We start from the raw sequence: 17,764 nt of genomic DNA, 5'->3' as shown, positions 1-17,764 counted from the left end.
TTCCGTCTCGTCCGCCGGGCAGCGATGCCTGACGGAGTGGCCTGCATGGAGCGGGCGATTACGCCTCGGCGACCACGCTGACGGTACGACGCTTCTTCGGGCCCTTGGTGGAGAACTCCACCTTGCCGTCGACCAGCGCAAACAGCGTGTGGTCACGACCCAGGCCGACGCCGGCGCCCGGATGGAACTGGGTGCCGCGCTGACGCACGATGATGTTGCCGGCATCGATGGCCTGGCCACCGAAGATCTTCACGCCCAGGTACTTCGGGTTGGAATCGCGACCGTTGCGCGAGGAACCTACGCCCTTTTTATGTGCCATGACTGGTTCTCCTTACTTCTTGTCGCCACCGGCAATGCCGGTGATCTCGATTTCGGTGTAGTGCTGACGGTGCCCCTGACGCTTCATGTGGTGCTTGCGGCGACGGAACTTGATGATGCGCACCTTATCGGCGCGGCCATGGGCCACGACCTTGGCGGTGACCGAGGCGCCCTTCAGCGCATCGCCCAGCTTGATGCCATCGCTATCGCCCAGCATCAGGATGGTGTCGAACGTGATCTCGTTGCCTGCTTCGACTTCGAGCTTTTCCACGCGGAGCGTTTCGCCCTGCGCGACGCGGTATTGCTTACCGCCGGTTACCAGAACTGCGTACATGACCAGGTGTTCCTCTGTAGTTATTATGGTCGCCTGCCTTGCCCATGGGGCAGACAGGAGCGGGATTGTACTGACCCGGCGGGTTTGGAGTCAACCTGCAGGCAGTCTGGCCTCGGCAGGCCCGGATCGGGCCGTGGAACGCATCATCCGGCCGCCACAACCGCCCCGGCAGACTGGCATTGAGGCAATTTGCCCTCACCTAGGTCGGCGGGTAGGCTGATCGACTGCCACTCATTCCTGCTGAGCACGCTCGCACCACCGCCGGTTCGCCGGCCCGACATCGGATCCCCCATGGCGATGGATTTCATCCGCATCCGCGGCGCGCGGACGCACAACCTCAAGAACATCGACCTCGACCTGCCCCGCGACAAACTGATCGTGATCACCGGCCTGTCCGGCTCGGGCAAGTCGTCGCTGGCGTTCGACACCATCTATGCAGAAGGCCAGCGCCGCTACGTCGAGTCGCTGTCGGCGTATGCGCGCCAGTTCCTCAGCGTGATGGAAAAGCCGGATCTGGACCACATCGAAGGCTTGTCGCCGGCGATTTCGATCGAACAGAAGTCCACCTCGCACAACCCGCGCTCCACCGTGGGCACGATCACCGAGATCTACGACTACCTGCGCCTGCTGTACGCACGCGTGGGTCAGCCGCGCTGCCCGGATCACGGCTTCCCCCTGGAGGCGCAGACCGTCAGCCAGATGGTCGATCACATGCTCACCCAGGACCAGGAGCAGCGTTACATGCTGCTGGCGCCGGTGATCCGCGACCGCAAGGGCGAGCATGCGCAGGTGTTCGAACAGCTGCGTGCGCAGGGCTTCGTGCGCGTGCGCGTGGACGGCGAGCTGTACGAAATCGATGCGGTGCCGGCATTGGCACTGCGCCAGAAGCACACCATCGAGGCGGTGATCGACCGCTTCCGCCCGCGCGAAGACATCAAGCAGCGGCTGGCGGAAAGTTTCGAGACCGCGCTCAAGCTGGGCGAAGGCATGGTGGCGGTGCAGTCGCTGGACGACCCGGCCGCAGCCCCGCACCTGTTTTCGTCCAAGTACAGCTGCCCGGTGTGCGATTACTCGCTGCCGGAGCTGGAACCGCGCCTGTTTTCGTTCAACGCACCAGTGGGCGCCTGCCCGAGCTGCGATGGCCTGGGCGTGGCCGAATTCTTCGACCCGGACCGGGTGGTGGTGCATCCGGAGCTGTCGTTGTCGGCCGGCGCCGTGCGCGGCTGGGACCGGCGCAATGCCTACTACTTCCAGCTGATCGCCTCGCTGGCCAAGCACTACAAGTTCGACGTGGATGCGGTGTGGAACACGCTACCGGCCAAGGTGCGCCAGGCGGTGCTGTTCGGCAGCGGCGATGAGGTGATCAACTTCACCTACTTCACCGATGCGGGCGGGCGCACCACGCGCAAGCACCGCTTCGAAGGCATCCTGCCGAACCTGGAACGGCGCTATCGCGAAACCGAGTCGCCGGCCGTGCGCGAGGAACTGACCAAGTACGTCAGCCAGCAGCCCTGCCCGGCCTGCAACGGCACGCGTTTGAATCGCGCTGCACGCAACGTCTTTGTGGCCGATCGCCCACTGCCCGAGCTGGTGGTGCTGCCGGTCAACGAGGCGCTGAGCTTTTTCCGCGGTCTGTCGCTGCCGGGCTGGCGTGGCGAGATCGCGGCCAAGATCGTCAAGGAAATTGCCGAGCGGCTGGGCTTCTTGGTCGACGTGGGCCTGGATTACCTCACCCTGGAGCGCAAGGCCGACACCTTGTCCGGTGGTGAAGCACAGCGCATCCGTCTGGCCAGCCAGATCGGTGCCGGCCTGGTCGGGGTGATGTACGTGCTGGACGAACCCTCGATCGGCCTGCACCAGCGCGACAACGAGCGCCTGCTCGGCACGCTGACGCGGTTGCGCGATCTGGGCAACACCGTGATCGTGGTCGAGCACGACGAAGACGCGATCCGCCTGGCCGACCATGTGCTGGATATCGGTCCCGGTGCCGGCGTGCACGGCGGCGAAATCTGCGCACAAGGCACGCTGCAGGACATCCTGGAATCGCCGCGCTCGTTGACCGGCCAATACCTGTCGGGCAAGCGCCGCATCGAGATCCCCAAGCAGCGCCACAAGCCCAACCCGAAGATGATGCTGCATCTGCGCGGAGCGACTGGCAACAACCTCAAGAATGTCGACCTGGATATCCCGGCAGGCCTGTTGACCTGCATCACCGGCGTGTCCGGCTCGGGTAAATCGACGCTGATCAACGATACGTTGTTCACGCTGGCCGCCAACGAGATCAACGGTGCCTCGCACGTGGTGGCGCCACATCGCGAAGTCGAAAATCTTGATCTGTTCGACAAGGTGGTGGACATCGACCAGTCGCCGATCGGTCGCACGCCACGTTCAAACCCGGCCACCTACACCGGCATGTTCACCCCGTTGCGCGAGTTGTTTGCGCAGGTGCCCGAGGCGCGCGCGCGCGGCTACTCGCCGGGGCGTTTCAGCTTCAATGTGCGCGGCGGCCGCTGCGAGGCCTGCCAAGGCGACGGCATGATCAAGGTGGAGATGCACTTCCTGCCCGACGTCTACGTGCCCTGCGATGTCTGCCATGGCAAGCGCTATAACCGCGAGACGCTGGAGATCCGGTACAAGGGCTTCAACATCAGCGATGTGCTGCAGATGACCGTGGAAGATGCGCTGCACCTGTTCGAGCCGGTGCCGTCGATCGCGCGCAAGCTGGAAACCCTGGTCGATGTGGGTCTGAGCTACATCAAGCTGGGCCAGAGCGCGACCACGCTCTCCGGCGGTGAAGCGCAGCGCGTCAAGCTGTCCAAGGAACTTTCGCGTCGCGATACCGGACGCACCTTGTACATCCTGGACGAGCCGACCACCGGCCTGCACTTCCACGATATCGAAGCCTTGCTCGGCGTGTTGCACAAGCTGCGCGACGAAGGCAACACGGTAGTGGTGATCGAACACAATCTGGACGTGATCAAGACCGCCGACTGGATCGTGGACCTCGGCCCGGAAGGTGGCCACCGTGGCGGCACCATCCTGGTGTGCGGCACCCCGGAAGAGGTGGCCGCCGAACCGTCGTCCTACACCGGGCAGTTCCTGGCCAAGATGCTGCCATCGGTGAAGGCGCGCGAGACGCGCCCTGCCGCGACGGCCAACAAGCCCGATGCGCGCCCGCCGCGCAAGGTCAAACCGGAGAAGGTGGTCAAGGCCGCCAAATCCGCCACCAAGAAGACTGCGAAGAAGAAGGCAAGCTGATGAGCGAACACAAGGTTCTGGCACGCATCCCGATCAGCGTGCGCTGGCGCGACATGGACAGCATGGGCCACGTCAACAACGCCAAGTACATTTCCTACCTGGAAGAGGCGCGCGTGCGCTGGATGCTGGGCGTGCAAGGCGTATCGATGACCGATCGCATCGCCCCGGTGGTGGCCGCCACCAACGTCAACTACAAGCAACCGCTGATCTGGCCAAACGACATCACCGTGGAGCTGTTCGTCGAGCGCCTGGGCACCAGCAGCGTGACCATCGGCCACCGCATCTTCGATCAGAAGGACGACAGCAAGCTGTATTCGGATGGCAATGTCGTGGTGGTGTGGATCGACACGCAGACCGGCAAGAGCGCTGCACTCCCGGACGCGGTACGCATCGCCAGCAGCTGAGCCGACACCGCGCGGCCCACGTGCTGGATCGTGACAACGACGGCGGCTCTCGGGGGAGCCGCCGTTTTTTATGCCGTTTCAATGGCGTTGCCACCGGCATTGCACGTCGGCGTCATGCCCAGCCGCATCATCTTGGTTCGCCCGTCCATGGCTGCGCTGGCCAGGCGCGCAGACACCGCAAGCGCCCACTGCCCGGGAACGGCACGCAGTGCCGACGCTGCGACCTTACGACCCCGGCGCGCGCTTGCGGGCCTGAAGCGTGGCCTTGATCTGGCGACCATCCTGCAAGGTGAACGTCACCGGCACCTGCGCGCCGTCCTGCAAGGGCGCGCGGGCCTCCATCAGCATCAGGTGCAGGCCACCCGGCGCCAATGGCACCGCCCCACCGGCCGGCAACGCCAGCTCGGGCACCGCGCGCATGCGGCTGACGCCATTGCTTTGCGTGGTTTCGTGCAGGGACACATCGGCAAACGCGCTGCTGCTGACCGCGGTGACCTTCAGCGGCTGCGCGCAGCCGTTGTGGAACTGCCCGAAGCCGGCCGCCATCCCCATGCCACCGGGCGGCGGAATGCGGATCCAGCCCTGGCTGAACTCCGGCAGGCACTGCGCTGCGACACCCGCACTGCCCAGCATTACCACCGCACCGAGCAGCACACGCGCACGCAGGTGCCGCCTGCTTCGACTGCCGTCTATCATGACCCGACCTCCAGGAGCCCCGAATGAGCATCCAGATCTTAGACCATGGCCGAGTTCGCGAAATCCGTCTGGCGCGCCCGCCGGTCAACGCGCTGGACAGTGCCCTGTGCCAGGCCCTGAGCGCTGCGGTGCAGCAGGCCGGCGACGAGGCCGACGGCATCGTGCTGTCGGGCAGCGAGCGGATCTTCTCCGGCGGCATGGATGTGCCGCAGCTGCTGGCGCATGGCACCGACCGTGCCGCATTGCTGGCCAGCTGGACGGCGTTCTTCCAGGCCGCGCAGGCGCTGGCAAACAGCCGCATTCCGGTAGTGGCGGCGATCGGCGGGCATGCGCCGGCCGGCGGCTGCGTTTTGGCACTGTGCTGCGATTACCGGGTGATGGCGCGCAGTGCCGACACCGCCAAACCGTATGCGATCGGCTTGAACGAAGTGCAGGTCGGCCTGGCCGCACCGGAAGGCATCCAGCGGCTGTTGCGCCGCGTGGTCGGCGCGCACCGCGCCGAGCGCCTGCTGATTGCCGGGCAGCTGCTGCCGGCCGAACAGGCGGTACAGATCGGCCTGGTGGATGAGTTGGTCGATGGCGAGCTGGTTACCGCGCGCGCAGTGGCCTGGCTGCACGAACTGCAGCAGCTGCCGCGTCAGCCGATGCTGGCCACGCGTGCGGTGGCCCGCGCCGACCTGCGCGCGGCCCTGGCCCCGGAACTGATCCAGCTGGAGCGCTTCGTCGATGGCTGGTACGCGCCGGACGCCCAGGCTGCACTGCAGGGCCTGGTGGCGCGCCTGCAGAAGGCCTGAGCCAGCCGCGGCACGGTGCCCCTCGGGCGGCCCGGTATAATCGCCATCCTTCGCACGCCCAGGCCAGCCTCTTGTCCGCCAATGCCGAACCCGTGGTCTCCGAACTGATCAGCCTGCTGTCGCTGGAGCGCCTGGAAGACAACCTGTTCCGCGGCCAGAGCCGCGACATCGGCACCAAGTACGTGTTCGGCGGCCAGGTGTTGGGTCAGGCGCTGTCGGCAGCGCAGGCCACGGTGGAAAACGGCCGCCAGGCGCATTCGCTGCATGCCTATTTCCTGCGTGCCGGCAATATCGATCACCCCATCGTCTACGACGTCGATCGCACCCGTGATGGCGGCAGCTTTTCGGTACGGCGCGTCACTGCGATCCAGCACGGCAAGGTGATCTTCTTCTGCGCGGCCTCGTTCCAGGAGCGCGAAGACGGCGCCGAACATCAATCGGTAATGCCGGTGGTGCCGCCGCCGGAAGACATCGAACCGGCCGCCCCACTGGCACCGGAGGTGTTGGCGAGCCTGCCGGCCAAAGTGCAACGCTGGCTCTCGCGCGGCGGGCCGTTCGAGTTTCGTCATGTGTTTCCGCGCGACGAACTCAAGCCGCCCAAGCGCCCTCCCTTCCAGCAGATGTGGCTGCGCCTGACCGACCCCATCGGCGACGACGTCGGCCTGCACCAGGCACTGCTGGCCTATGCCTCGGACTTCCAATTACTGGGCACCTCGACGTTTCCGCACGGCATCAGTTATTACACGCCGAACGTGCAGATGGCCTCGCTGGATCATGCGCTGTGGTTCCATCGCCCGTTCCGCACCGACGACTGGCTGCTGTACTCGCTGGACAGCCCCACCGCGCAAGGCTCGCGTGGACTGGCACGCGGGCAGTTCTTCACCCGCGACGGCGTATTGGTTGCCAGCACCACCCAGGAAGGCCTGATCCGTGTGGTACCCGACGGCAGCGCGAGCGCAGTGCCGGCCAAGGAGTAGCGCGCAGCGGCGTGGCCAGGGTGCGCTTGTCGGTGCTCCCAGGGCACAGCGCCCCGGTCGTGTGCGCCGCAGTCCACCGCCACGCACGCCGCAGAGGCTGCAAACTGGCATGCTCCCCTGCCATGCGATGCGAGCAGCTGACGGCAGCCGCACCCGACTGCTTCATCTTGAACCGGCACCTCAGCGGTGCCATCTGATCCGGACCCAACGGCGTTTTCCCACCATGCGCAAGATCTTCAGCAGTCAACGTATCGAAACCGCCGAGGGCGTCGCCAATCTGTTGCGCGATGCGGGAATCGAAATCCGCATCAGCAATGGCCGCTCCTACCAGAGCAAGCGCGGCGGCCAGTTCAGCTATCTGGAGCAAAGCAACGCGCAGGCGCAGCCCACCGTGTGGATCGTGCATGCCAACGACCAGCCGCGTGCGCGCGATCTGCTGCGCGACGCGCGCCTGCTCGACACCACCCGCCGCGACCTGCCGAACGTGGAGTACACCTTCCGCGACGGCGAGAACGGCTCCAGTGCCAGCGCGCGCAGTTGGGCCTGGCGGATCCGCCTGGTCCTGCTGTTGGTAATCGGCGCCGTGGCGATGGTGGTGGTGCTGCGTCATCGCAGTGCACCGACACAATTGGCACCAGCGGCGCAGCCGGCATCGCAACAGCCGCCGGCGCATGACGCCGCCCAACCGGCAGCAGAAGACGACGAAGTGCGCGTGCGGATCCAGCCGGCGCGCTGAGCGCGGCCGGCGAGAGGGCAACGTAACCAGCCGACGGTGCGCCGGGCCCCGGCGTCGTCGGTTCGGTCACATCCATTGCCGGCATGCGTCATGCTGGCAACAGGACATGGAGTGCGCCGATGACTGCCGACACACTGGATCTGATGTTGCAACGCGAACTGCCCAGCGCTGCAGCCGGCTGCCAGCAGGCCTATGGCCGCATCGTCAGCGCCTGCCAGAACACGGTAACCGCCATCGCACTGGCCATCACGCGCGATATCGCCGCCAGCGAGGACATCGCCCAGGAAGCCTTCCTGCGCGCCTGGCAGCGGCTGGCGCAACTGCATCAGCCCGCCAGCTTCCTGCCGTGGCTGCGCCAGATCACCCGCAACCTGGCGCGTGACTGGCTGCGTGCGAATCGCCACCGCGCGCTCAGCGGCGAAGCGGCCGACCTGGCGATCGCCATGGCCGCCGATCCGGCACCCTCGCCCGCCGACCATCTGTTGCAGGCCGAGGAAGAGATCGCCGCATTCGACATGATTTCCGCGCTACCGGAAGAAAGCCGCGAGACGCTGCTGCTGTATTACCGCGAAGGCCAGAGCTCGCAACAGGTTGCGTCGCTGCTGGGCCTGAGCGACGCGGCGGTGCGCAAGCGGCTGTCGCGCGCACGTGCCAGCGTGCGCAATGAACTGTTGAAACGGTTCGGCGAATTCGCACGTGGTAGCGCACCAGGCGTTGCCTTCGCCACCGCAGTGACCTCGGCAACCCTGCTTGCGGCACCATGCACCGCAAGCGCGGCGATCGCGCTGGGCGGTCTCGGTGGCGCGGGCAAGCTGGGCATGAGCGCAGTGACTGGCTCGGTGCTCGGCGGGGGTGGGTCCGCTGGCGCGCTCAGCATCTGGCTCGGCATGCCGGCACTGTTCGCAACCGGCGCCGTGCTGGTTGCCGGATTCGGCACGTACTGGTCGTGCTGGTACCTGCTGCGCTTTGCACAGACTGACCTTGAGGCAGCCGCCATTGGCCGCTTCATGCGCATGACCACGCTGACGTCGGTGCTGGTGGTCGGCGGCACGCTCCTGCTTAAAAAGCTGGATGCCGGTGCGTGGCCATCGCTGCTGGTGCTCTGCACCGGCATGGCGGTGCTCAGCTATCAATCCATCCGGGTACTGCCACGTGTCATGCGCCCCATGCTGGAACGCGATGCGCGCAGACGCGGCGCCACACAGGCACCGCTGCTGTACCGCTGCATGTTCAGTCCGGGTGCAATGCTGGCGAGCGTGGCGGCAGTCATGCTGCCGATCGTGCGTCACTACATGCAGCTGGGAATGCTTTGAGGCCGGCGTGGCGTCACCGCTACACCGCCAATGACAGCCCACTGCAGGCAACGAGAACGGCCCCCTGCTCGCGCAGGAGGCCGTTGGTCGATCGACGCCTTGTTGCGTATTGCTGTTGCTGTTGCGTATCGCGTATTGCTGTTGCTGTTGCGTATTGCTGTTGCTGTTGCCTGCAGCGACCGACACGCGTCACGCGCCGGCCGCTGCATCATTCACATTGATGCGCGCTACGCGCTCAGTTGGCGGCAGCGGGCCTGGGCGGCATCGGATGCTTGCCGTGATCGCCATGCTCGCCCGGACCACGCGGGCCGTGCTCGCCGCGCAGCTTCGAGGCCGCATCGAACTCGGCCTTGCTCAGCTTGCCGTCCTTGTCGGTATCGGCCTTGGCAAACCACGCATCGCGATGCTGCTGCATGCGCAGCTCACGGTCGGCACGGTCGATGAAGCCATCCTTGTTGACGTCCATCTGCTCGAAGCGTGCAGCGAATTTCGGATCGGCCTTGGCCTCCTCGCGGCTGATGCGCCCGTCCTTATTGGTGTCGAACTTGGCCAGCCACTCACCGCGACCTTCGCGGCCCGGGCCACGATGGCGCGGACGCTCATCACGCGAGAGCTTGCCGTCCTTGTTGGCGTCCAGCGTGTCGAACTGCGCAGCCAGCTTCGGGTTGGCGGCCGCTTCGCTGCGGTCGATCACGCCATCGCCATTGCTGTCGAGCTTGGCAGGACGCGGCGAATCGCCGGATGCCGGCGGGGTGGCGGCGACGACTGCGCCGGTCGACAGCGCGGCCAGCATGGCCAGGGCAAGAAAGGGTTTGCGGGACGTCATGGGAAACTCCTGATCTGTGGGAACCACACGCGGCACCTGCATGGGCCGCATCGCGTGGGTGGCGCATCCGGATCCACCGTGCGCTGCCACCAACATCCACATCAACGAGCCGCCGGCGCATACGTTGACGCGCGCACGGGCCGCATTCATCCGGCGGACAGTCGCCGCTGTTGCGACGCGCAGGCGCTATCCTGCGCGCATGGCCATCCACGCCGACACCCACGACGACCTGCGCCTCTTCCAGACCGGCGAGCATCCCTGTGGCTACTGGTCGGACCGCCAGGCGCGCGACCTGGTGCTGGACCCACACGATCCGCGCCTGGGAACGATCTACCCGCAGGCCCTGGCATGGGGATTCCGCCGCTCCGGCGACCTGGTCTACCGCCCGCATTGCGAACGCTGCCGCGCCTGCGTGCCGGTGCGCATCGCGGTGGACGCGTTCCATCCCGATCGCAGCCAACGCCGTTGCCTGGCGCGCAACCAGGACCTGGTGGTGCGCGTGGTCGCCGCCGAACGTACCGACGAACAACTTGCGCTGTACCGGCGCTATCTCAAGCACCGGCATCCCGGCGGCGGCATGGACGAGCATGGCGCTACCGAGTTCGACCAGTTCCTGATCGGCGGCTGGTCGCACGGGCGCTTTCTGGAAATCCGCCAGGCACCTGTCGCGCACGGCCAGGGGGACTTGCTTGCCGTGGCGGTCACCGATGTCACCGAACATGCCTTGTCGGCCGTGTACACGTTCTATGCGCCCGAGGCGACTGCACGCAGCCTGGGGACGTTCGCGATCCTGCAGCAGATCCAGTGGGCACAGCGCGAGCGACGCGCGCATGTCTATCTGGGCTACTGGATCGATGGCCACGCCAAGATGAACTACAAGCGCCGCTTCAATGCACTGGAGGCCTACGATGGCCGCCACTGGCGAGGCCTGCCCGCCAGCACGCCAGCCCCGTGAGCTGCCAAACGGCGACATCGGCCTGTCGCATCGGCCATGCGAGAATTCCGCGATGATCAAACCTCTCCTGCTGCTCGCGCTCACCGCGCTGTGCGCCGCCTGCACCCATCGCATGCCATCCACCACCACCGCATCCGACCCCTCGCCTGCCAAGCCTATTGCAGCGCCACTGCGCATCGCCACCTACAACACCTCGCTGTATTCCGACGAAGCGGGCGGCCTGATCGCCGAACTGCAGGGCGAGAGCGCACATGCGCGCAAGATCGCCGCAGTGCTGCAGCGCGTGCGCCCGGATCTGGTGCTGCTCAACGAATTCGATTTCGATCCGGACCACCGCGCCGCCGATCTGTTCCAGCAGCGCTACCTGCAGGTGGCACAGCCGGGGGGCGGCGAGCCGCTGCGTTATCCGTATCGGTATCTGGCGCCGGTCAACACTGGTGTTCCGAGCGGGCTGGATCTGGACAACAGCGGCAGTGTCGGCGGCAATGGCCGCAACCGCGGCAACGATGCCTGGGGCTTTGGCCTGCATCCAGGCCAGTACGGCATGCTGGTCCTGTCGCGGTATCCGATCGATGCGCAGGCCGTGCGCAGTTTTCAGCTGCTGAAGTGGAGCACGCTGCCGGGCGCACTGCGTCCGATCGATCCGACCACGCGGGCCCCGTTTTATAGCGACGCGGTCTGGGCGCAGCTGCGGCTGTCGTCCAAGTCGCACTGGGACGTGCCGGTACGCACGCCGCTGGGCGTGGTGCACGCACTGGTGTCGCACCCCACCCCACCTGTGTTCGATGGCGCGGAAAAACGCAACGCCGCGCGCAACCACGATGAGCTCGCACTGTGGCGTGCGTACCTGGACAACGCGGCCGACAGCCGGCGCTGGCTGTGCGACGACAAGGGAGCCTGCGGCGGCCTGCCCACCGATGCGCGCTTCGTCATCCTGGGCGATCTGAACAACGACCCGATCGATGGCGCCGGCCGCCATGAGGCGATCCGTGCGCTGATCGATCACCCGCGCGTTCTCCAGTACCCCACCCCACGCAGCGCCGGCGGCCCAGAAAAGACCGCCGAATACGCCGCGCACGGCGTCGCGCATACCGGCGACCCGCACCAGGTCACCGGCGACTTCGGCCCGCAGGCCGGCACCATGCGTCTGGACTACGTGCTGCCGTCGCGCCAGTTCACCCTGGCTGGCAGCGGCATCTTCTGGCCCGCCAGCAGCGACCCGGAAGCGGCAATCGCCGATGGCAGCGACCATCACGCGGTGTGGGTGGATGTGGCTTGGTAGCTAAGCAATCGTACCGAGGCCTTGGAATGGCATGCTCTGGGTATGGCGTCGACGGCGGCGTATAACACCAAGGCTATACGCAAAAAAGGGAAGATTTAACCACCCCCCGGGTCCTAACGCCGTGTCGAGGGGAGCAGATGACTTCCGGAAGTACCTGGGGCAGTGATCGACAAGCCCCCCCGGGGCGGCCCGTTGAATTTGGGTGGTCCGGATTCAGTAGACAGGCTTACACTTCCTCGCAGACAGGTAGCAAGGAAGTTGAATGAGACTGTATTTCCACCATGCGCGCTGTTTCTTTGTTACTTTTTTTCTGCCGTTCGCACTCGCCTGCCTGGCGAGCGCTTGCAGTGCAAGCAAGCCACCGTCTTCTGAAAAAGAAGAGCTTCTGCTCAGCCGGCCATTTCCGGTGGATGCGACCGACGCCCATGTTCGCTTCGAATTTGAAGCAACACCGAAGAATGTGAATCTTACTCAATCTTATATTGTCGGATTAAATCTAAGTCGTAAAGGACCCATCGACCCAGTCACAACACTAAACAACAGCGATTCATCGGTAAGATATGCCCTCAAAGTAAACGCTTGTAAATGGGAGGCAGGGAATTGCAATAAAATATTTACAGAGGACAACTTCCAAGCCTGGCTGAGAAAAGAGCCTAGCAAGGCAAAATTTTTTGGCTGGCGCGCAGGAAACGACGACATCAAATATATCGATTCCGGGGCACACGATTCCGATTCGAGTAACTGGATCGTCTGCAACCTCCACTTGAAGAGCTATGGCCGGTACCGTGTCGATATTTCATCAGCAGCAGGCAATCCGACCCTGAATATTCCTGACGCAGAAATCACCATACAGAAAAAACTAACATCCTCTAAATAATGTAAATCTGACGGAGAGTTCGTTATGGAGAAGCAGCACTATACAGTGACGGTCGTTATAGCAGCTCCCAGCACTCCCTTATACGACGACGGTCAGCAGAAAAAAAAGATGGTGCACCTGTCACGTCCGGTCCCGGCCACATGTTTTTCGTGACCAGCGATGGTAAGCACGCAACAAGCTATGGATTTGCCCCGACCACTCACGGACAGATCAATGGCCCCGGTAGAATCTACAACTCTGATGCGGATGAGTATCACAAACCGGCCTATTCCAGAACGATGGAAATAAGCAATGAACAATACGATAAGCTACAACAGTTCGGCCAAGAACCGGAAAAACTAGGCTTTGACAAGGAATACAAAGACGTACGCAACAACTGTGTCGATTTCACTTGGGCCGCACTCAATCATGCCAGACTCCATAGGAACAAGAGCATCGATGTAAACGGTTTGCTTGGCCCTGCTGGAGCCGGGCAGTTGCTTCCGGACGTCCACATTCCTTTGCCAATAGAAGGATCAGGAAAAGACGCCTACCGCCCTCTACGCAACATCCATGGCGTGGAAAGCATTGAAGCTCCTTTTCCTGACAGCCCGTTGAATAAGGAAATCCGCAACCCGCTTCCAGCGCAAAGGTCGTTGCCGCAACATATTCTCAGCGATGAGCAGCATATGCCATCACTGAGAGATCCCACGCATCCGGGACACCCTCTGTTTGCACAGGCACGGGATCACGTACACACGCTGGATCGCGAACATGGACGGGCAACGGACGTGCGTAGCGACAATTTGGCCGGGTGCCTCGCAGTGCAATCCTGCAGGATGGGAATGGAACGGATCGATGAGGTTCGTCTGAGCAACGACGCGTCGCGCGCATTCGCGGTGCAGAACAATCCCAATTCTTCTGGATTGCACGACCAGTTGCGCACCCACGTCGAGATTGTCGCCGCACTCAACACACCGCTTGAGCAGAGTAGTCAGGCCTGGACTCAGGCTGCGGCAGAACGCATGCAGGCAGAGCAGCAACGAAACCTGCAACAGGAGCAAACGCAAGCACCATCAGCTCGTGTCATGAGCTGACGGGGGCAAAACGCGCCGCGAGTTCGTTCCACTATCGTCTAGCCGGCGCCTGACTTTTCAGAGCCTGCAACCAAAAATACACGGTACAGCGATCCTGCCACTGCACCACTGCAAGTTGGCCGAAAACTCAGGCGATCAGTTGAATCTTTAATGCCGCAGCGGCCACGCGCGCCTTCTCGCGTGCGTCATCGATGCTGCGGGCACGGGCAAGCGTCACGCCGACGCGGCGGTGACCATCCACCCGTGGCTTGCCGAACAAACGCAGTGCGGTGTCCGGGTCGCGCAGTGCATCGGCCACGTTGTCGAACACCGGCACGCCGTTGCCATGCGCCAACAGCGCGCAGGAGGCCGACGGGCCGCTCTGGCGGATCACCCCGCCATCCTCCGCACCGACCGGCAGGCCAAGAATGGCGCGGGCATGCAATGCGAACTCGCTCAGGTCCTGGGAGACCAGCGTGACCAGCCCGGTGTCGTGCGGGCGCGGCGACACTTCGCTGAACCACACTTCGTCGCCTTTGACGAACAGCTCCACGCCGAACAGGCCCCAGCCGCCGAGGTCGTCGGTGATGGCTTTTGCGATCTGTTGCGAGCGACGCAATGCGGCTTCCGACATCGGCTGCGGCTGCCAGCTCTCGCGGTAATCGCCGTCCTGCTGCCAGTGGCCGATGGGGTCGCAGTACGAGGTGCCGCCGGCATGCCGCACGGTGAGCAGAGTGATCTCGTAATCGAAATCGATGAAGCCTTCGACGATGCAGCGGCCGGCACCGGCGCGCCCACCGGTCTGCGCGTACTCCCACGCCGCATCGATATCGGCCTCGCTGCGCAGCGTGCTCTGGCCCTTGCCGGAGGAGGACATCACCGGCTTGACCACGCAGGGCAGGCCAACGGCGGCGATCGCCTCGCGGTATTGCGCGGCGGTGTCGACGAAGCGGTACGGCGAGGTCGGCAGACCCAGCGTCTCGGCAGCCAGCCGGCGGATGCCTTCGCGGTCCATGGTCAGGCGTGCGGCGCGCGCGGTGGGAATCACCTTCTGGCCCTGTTCGCGTTCCAGCGCCACCAGGGTCTCGGTGTGGATGGCCTCGATCTCCGGCACGATCAGCTGCGGCCGCTCGCTGGCGATCAGCGCGCGCAGCGCCGCGGGGTCGAGCATGTCCAGCACGTGCGAGCGATGCGCCACCTGCATCGCCGGCGCGTCCGCATAGCGGTCGGCAGCGATCACCTCCACGCCGAAGCGCTGCAGCTCGATCGCCACTTCCTTGCCCAGTTCGCCCGAGCCCAACAGCAGCACGCGGGTGGCGGAAGGCGACAGCGGAGTGCCGAGGGTGGTCATGGGGCGTTATCCAGATCGAGGGGCGGCCATTTTAGCGGGCCGATGCCCCGACCGTCGGTCGGAAACCTGGTTAAAACTTGATATCAATTTGATATCTTTCATCCAGACCACAAGGACGCCCCAGCCATGAAAGAGAAGTCGCTCGGTTCTTTTCCCGGCATTCCAGTGATCGCTACCAGTGTCGTCGTGCTGCTGCTGGCTGCCACGGTGCTGATCGCCGCCGTCGCGGGATCTCTGCCGCCACTGGCCATGCTGCCGGCCATTCTGGTCGCTGCCGGCAATGTGTTCGTCCTGGCCGGCCTGTACACGCTGGAGCCGAACCAGGCGGCGGTTCTGAGCCTGTTCGGCAAGTACGTCGGCACGGTCAAGGACCAGGGAATGCGCTGGAACAGCCCCTTCTACTCCAAGCGCCGGGTCAGTCAGCGCGTGCGCAATTTCGAAAGCGGACGGCTCAAGGTCAACGAGCTGGATGGCAGCCCGATCGAGATCGCCGCGGTGATCGTGTGGCAGGTGCTGGACGCCTCCGAGGCGGTATACAACGTGGACGACTACGAAAGCTTCGTGCACATCCAGTCCGAAGCGGCATTGCGCGCAATGGCCACCAGCTACCCGTACGACCAGCACGAAGAGGGCCAGATCTCCCTGCGCAGCCACCCGGCCGAAATCAGCGAACAGCTCAAGCGGCACCTGGACGAACGCCTGACCCAGGCGGGCGTGGACGTGATCGAAGCACGCATCAGCCATCTGGCCTATGCACCGGAAATCGCCCAGGCCATGCTGCAGCGACAACAGGCGAATGCCGTGATCGCCGCGCGCACGCGCATCGTGGCCGGCGCGGTGGGCATGGTCGAAATGGCGCTGGCCGAGCTGCAGAAGAACGGCGTGGTGCAGCTGGACGAAGAGCGCAAGGCGCATATGGTCAGCAACCTGCTCACGGTGCTGTGTTCTGATCGCGGGACCCAGCCGGTGGTCAACGCCGGCTCGCTGTATTGAGGTGATGCAATGAATGTGATGGTGCCGCTGGTGGTTGCGCTTTCCGGATTGCCCGCGTTGGCGATCGCCGCCTCGATCGGGGCGAACGACGACGACCGCGCGCGCGGACTGGGCCTGCGCTGGGCATTGATCAGCCTGGTGATCCTGGTCGGGGCTGCGTGCCTGTACTGGGCGGGCGACAACCGCGCCGGCATCTATGCGGTGGTGATCGGCATGCTCATCGGCGTCAACACGCTGATCGTGTCGATGGTCATGCACCTGCGCCGCCACGGCAGCCGCGGGAGCGGCGAATGAGCGAAAAGAAGGCCTATCCGCTGCGCATCAACGCCGATGTCCTGGCCGCCGCGCAACGCTGGGCCGACGACGAACTGCGCAGCCTCAACGCGCAGATCGAATACGTGCTGCGCGATGCGCTGCGCAAGGCCGGCCGGCTACCGAAACCGCGCGACGAACCGGAACGCGATGCGTGAGCGTTCATCGGTCCATCGGCGTGCGGGAGCGGCAACCCTGACCATGGCCCTGACTATCGGCACGCCGGCCGCCGTCTCGGCCACCGGATCGGGACAGGCCGGGCGTCGAAGCGGCGCCTTTACCCGCGCGATGCACCGCCCTGCCCACAACCGGGGCCCATCGCCATGACTCCGGCGATCGGAATCGCGCGCGCCTTGTCGGCATCGTCGCCACCACGCGCGACCGGCAGCTCGCCGGTCGGAAATGCCCGCCGGGTCCGCAACGTCTGGCCGCGCATCACCGTTCGCCCTACCCTGTCGCGATGCGCCCGACCCTGACCCTGCTGCTCAACACCACCGCCATCGAACTGCTGCCTGCCGCGCTAATGTACGCGCGCAGCAACGCCGACGCCCGCGTACTGGCGCAGGCCGACTGGCTGCTGCGGCGCAAGCGCGACGGACGTTATCTGGCCGCGCAGTTGCCATGGGGGATCATGCCGTTGATTCCGCACCTACCGCGCGAGCCCGGTCTGGACGAAGCGCTGGACCGGCTGCAGGCTGCCGCGACGGGCCCCGTGCGGTCCAGCGGCGCAGCGCTGGCGATCGATGGACTGCAGCGACGCCTGGCGCAGCTGGGGCTGGCCGCGGACGACTACGTGCGACAGACCGGCCTGTCCCTGATCGCGGAGCCGGCCACGCTGCAGTTCGCCGGACACGACCGCTTCGGGCGGCCATTGTGGTTGAGCGACGGCGCGGCGCGTGCGTGGCGCCTGATGCGTGCGGCAGCACTGCGCGCGGACATCGTGCTGGACGCCATCTCCGGCTATCGCAGCCACGACTACCAGTTGGGCATCTTCGAGCGAAAGTTCGCGCGCGGACTATCGTTGCAGCAGATTCTGGCAGTCAACGCAGCCCCCGGTTTCAGCGAGCACCACAGCGGCGACGCGCTGGATATCGGCACCCCCGGCGAACTGCCGGCCGAAGAGTCGTTCGAGGCTACCGCAGCGTTTGCGTGGCTGAGCCGATATGCTCCGGATTTTGGCTATCGCCTGAGCTACCCGCGCCACAACCCGCATGGCATCGTCTACGAGCCGTGGCATTGGCGCTGGCACGCGGTGTGAGGCATGCGGAGCTCGCGTCGCGCTC

19 protein-coding genes are annotated in these 17,764 nt (G+C 64.9%); 14 read left to right on the top strand and 5 right to left on the bottom strand.

Annotated features, from left to right (window positions below; all coding sequences use genetic code 11):
- Positions 1–58 precede the first annotated feature (58 nt).
- Together rpmA and rplU are read right to left on the bottom strand one after the other, a co-directional pair.
- Positions 59–319, bottom strand: a complete 261-nt coding sequence (rpmA, locus tag XcodCFBP4690_RS02840) for a 50S ribosomal protein L27 (protein ID WP_003484326.1) — start codon at positions 317–319, stop codon at positions 59–61.
- Between the two features lie 12 nt (positions 320–331).
- Positions 332–652 (bottom strand): 50S ribosomal protein L21, encoded by a 321-nt coding sequence (gene rplU, locus XcodCFBP4690_RS02835; protein WP_104539552.1) that lies wholly within the window; start codon positions 650–652, stop codon positions 332–334.
- Positions 653–943: 291 nt separating this feature from the next.
- Here rplU and uvrA point away from each other — a divergent pair, with 291 nt between their 5' ends.
- Both uvrA and XcodCFBP4690_RS02825 read left to right on the top strand, forming a co-directional pair.
- Entirely contained in the window at positions 944–3,910 is a 2,967-nt protein-coding gene (gene uvrA, locus XcodCFBP4690_RS02830; RefSeq protein WP_104539551.1) for an excinuclease ABC subunit UvrA, read from the top strand.
- Positions 3,910–4,314, top strand: a complete 405-nt coding sequence (locus tag XcodCFBP4690_RS02825) for an acyl-CoA thioesterase (protein ID WP_064509628.1) — start codon at positions 3,910–3,912, stop codon at positions 4,312–4,314. The genes uvrA and XcodCFBP4690_RS02825 overlap by 1 nt, the downstream gene beginning before the upstream one ends.
- Before the next feature lie 225 nt (positions 4,315–4,539).
- On the opposite strand, the gene XcodCFBP4690_RS02820 is transcribed toward XcodCFBP4690_RS02825, so the two are convergent.
- The gene (locus XcodCFBP4690_RS02820) at positions 4,540–4,947 is read right to left on the bottom strand and encodes a copper chaperone PCu(A)C (RefSeq protein ID WP_410049641.1); all 408 of its coding nucleotides are present in this window, start codon (positions 4,945–4,947) and stop codon (positions 4,540–4,542) included.
- A gap of 86 nt (positions 4,948–5,033) precedes the next feature.
- Here XcodCFBP4690_RS02820 and XcodCFBP4690_RS02815 point away from each other — a divergent pair, with 86 nt between their 5' ends.
- From XcodCFBP4690_RS02815 to XcodCFBP4690_RS02800, 4 genes are all read left to right on the top strand, one after another.
- On the top strand, positions 5,034–5,804 hold the full coding sequence (locus XcodCFBP4690_RS02815) for an enoyl-CoA hydratase/isomerase family protein (protein ID WP_104539549.1): 771 nt from the start codon (positions 5,034–5,036) through the stop codon (positions 5,802–5,804).
- Positions 5,805–5,875: 71 nt separating this feature from the next.
- Positions 5,876–6,781, top strand: a complete 906-nt coding sequence (tesB, locus tag XcodCFBP4690_RS02810) for an acyl-CoA thioesterase II (protein WP_104539548.1) — start codon at positions 5,876–5,878, stop codon at positions 6,779–6,781.
- A gap of 223 nt (positions 6,782–7,004) precedes the next feature.
- Complete coding sequence (locus XcodCFBP4690_RS02805) at positions 7,005–7,517, top strand: putative signal transducing protein (protein WP_104539547.1); 513 nt, start codon at positions 7,005–7,007, stop codon at positions 7,515–7,517.
- A gap of 119 nt (positions 7,518–7,636) precedes the next feature.
- On the top strand, positions 7,637–8,830 hold the full coding sequence (locus tag XcodCFBP4690_RS02800; protein WP_104539546.1) for an RNA polymerase sigma factor: 1,194 nt from the start codon (positions 7,637–7,639) through the stop codon (positions 8,828–8,830).
- Positions 8,831–9,065: 235 nt separating this feature from the next.
- Here XcodCFBP4690_RS02800 and XcodCFBP4690_RS02795 read toward each other — a convergent pair whose 3' ends face one another.
- The gene (locus XcodCFBP4690_RS02795) at positions 9,066–9,656 is read right to left on the bottom strand and encodes an EF-hand domain-containing protein (protein ID WP_104539693.1); all 591 of its coding nucleotides are present in this window, start codon (positions 9,654–9,656) and stop codon (positions 9,066–9,068) included.
- Between the two features lie 40 nt (positions 9,657–9,696).
- On the opposite strand from XcodCFBP4690_RS02795, the gene XcodCFBP4690_RS02790 reads away from it, so the two are divergent.
- The 4 genes from XcodCFBP4690_RS02790 to XcodCFBP4690_RS22990 all read left to right on the top strand — a co-directional run bounded on the left by XcodCFBP4690_RS02790 (position 9,697) and on the right by XcodCFBP4690_RS22990 (position 13,846).
- Positions 9,697–10,611, top strand: a complete 915-nt coding sequence (locus XcodCFBP4690_RS02790) for an arginyltransferase (RefSeq protein ID WP_146091817.1) — start codon at positions 9,697–9,699, stop codon at positions 10,609–10,611.
- The gene (locus XcodCFBP4690_RS02785; RefSeq protein ID WP_104539545.1) at positions 10,565–11,893 is read left to right on the top strand and encodes an endonuclease/exonuclease/phosphatase family protein; all 1,329 of its coding nucleotides are present in this window, start codon (positions 10,565–10,567) and stop codon (positions 11,891–11,893) included. The genes XcodCFBP4690_RS02790 and XcodCFBP4690_RS02785 overlap by 47 nt, the downstream gene beginning before the upstream one ends.
- Before the next feature lie 262 nt (positions 11,894–12,155).
- Positions 12,156–12,770, top strand: coding sequence for a hypothetical protein (locus XcodCFBP4690_RS02780; protein WP_208622677.1), 615 nt, complete (start codon positions 12,156–12,158; stop codon positions 12,768–12,770).
- 140 nt (positions 12,771–12,910) lie between these two features.
- Positions 12,911–13,846 carry an XVIPCD domain-containing protein gene (locus tag XcodCFBP4690_RS22990; protein WP_244183565.1) on the top strand — a complete coding sequence of 312 codons (936 nt, stop codon included), beginning with the start codon at positions 12,911–12,913 and terminating at the stop codon, positions 13,844–13,846.
- Positions 13,847–13,973: 127 nt separating this feature from the next.
- Here XcodCFBP4690_RS22990 and purT read toward each other — a convergent pair whose 3' ends face one another.
- Positions 13,974–15,176 carry a formate-dependent phosphoribosylglycinamide formyltransferase gene (purT, locus tag XcodCFBP4690_RS02770; RefSeq protein ID WP_104539544.1) on the bottom strand — a complete coding sequence of 401 codons (1,203 nt, stop codon included), beginning with the start codon at positions 15,174–15,176 and terminating at the stop codon, positions 13,974–13,976.
- 126 nt (positions 15,177–15,302) lie between these two features.
- Here purT and XcodCFBP4690_RS02765 point away from each other — a divergent pair, with 126 nt between their 5' ends.
- The 4 genes from XcodCFBP4690_RS02765 to XcodCFBP4690_RS02750 all read left to right on the top strand — a co-directional run bounded on the left by XcodCFBP4690_RS02765 (position 15,303) and on the right by XcodCFBP4690_RS02750 (position 17,739).
- On the top strand, positions 15,303–16,169 hold the full coding sequence (locus XcodCFBP4690_RS02765; protein WP_104539543.1) for an SPFH domain-containing protein: 867 nt from the start codon (positions 15,303–15,305) through the stop codon (positions 16,167–16,169).
- A gap of 9 nt (positions 16,170–16,178) precedes the next feature.
- Complete coding sequence (locus XcodCFBP4690_RS02760; protein ID WP_104539542.1) at positions 16,179–16,463, top strand: hypothetical protein; 285 nt, start codon at positions 16,179–16,181, stop codon at positions 16,461–16,463.
- Positions 16,460–16,639: a type II toxin-antitoxin system antitoxin gene (locus XcodCFBP4690_RS02755; RefSeq protein WP_029219408.1), complete on the top strand. Its 180-nt coding sequence runs from the start codon at positions 16,460–16,462 to the stop codon at positions 16,637–16,639. The genes XcodCFBP4690_RS02760 and XcodCFBP4690_RS02755 overlap by 4 nt, the downstream gene beginning before the upstream one ends.
- Before the next feature lie 302 nt (positions 16,640–16,941).
- Positions 16,942–17,739, top strand: a complete 798-nt coding sequence (locus tag XcodCFBP4690_RS02750) for a M15 family metallopeptidase (RefSeq protein ID WP_104539541.1) — start codon at positions 16,942–16,944, stop codon at positions 17,737–17,739.
- The last annotated feature ends 25 nt before the right edge of the window (positions 17,740–17,764 follow it).

The organism is Xanthomonas codiaei, from assembly GCF_002939785.1.
GTDB classification, from domain to species: domain Bacteria; phylum Pseudomonadota; class Gammaproteobacteria; order Xanthomonadales; family Xanthomonadaceae; genus Xanthomonas; species Xanthomonas codiaei.
This window is presented reverse-complemented; position numbering and strand designations above follow the sequence as displayed.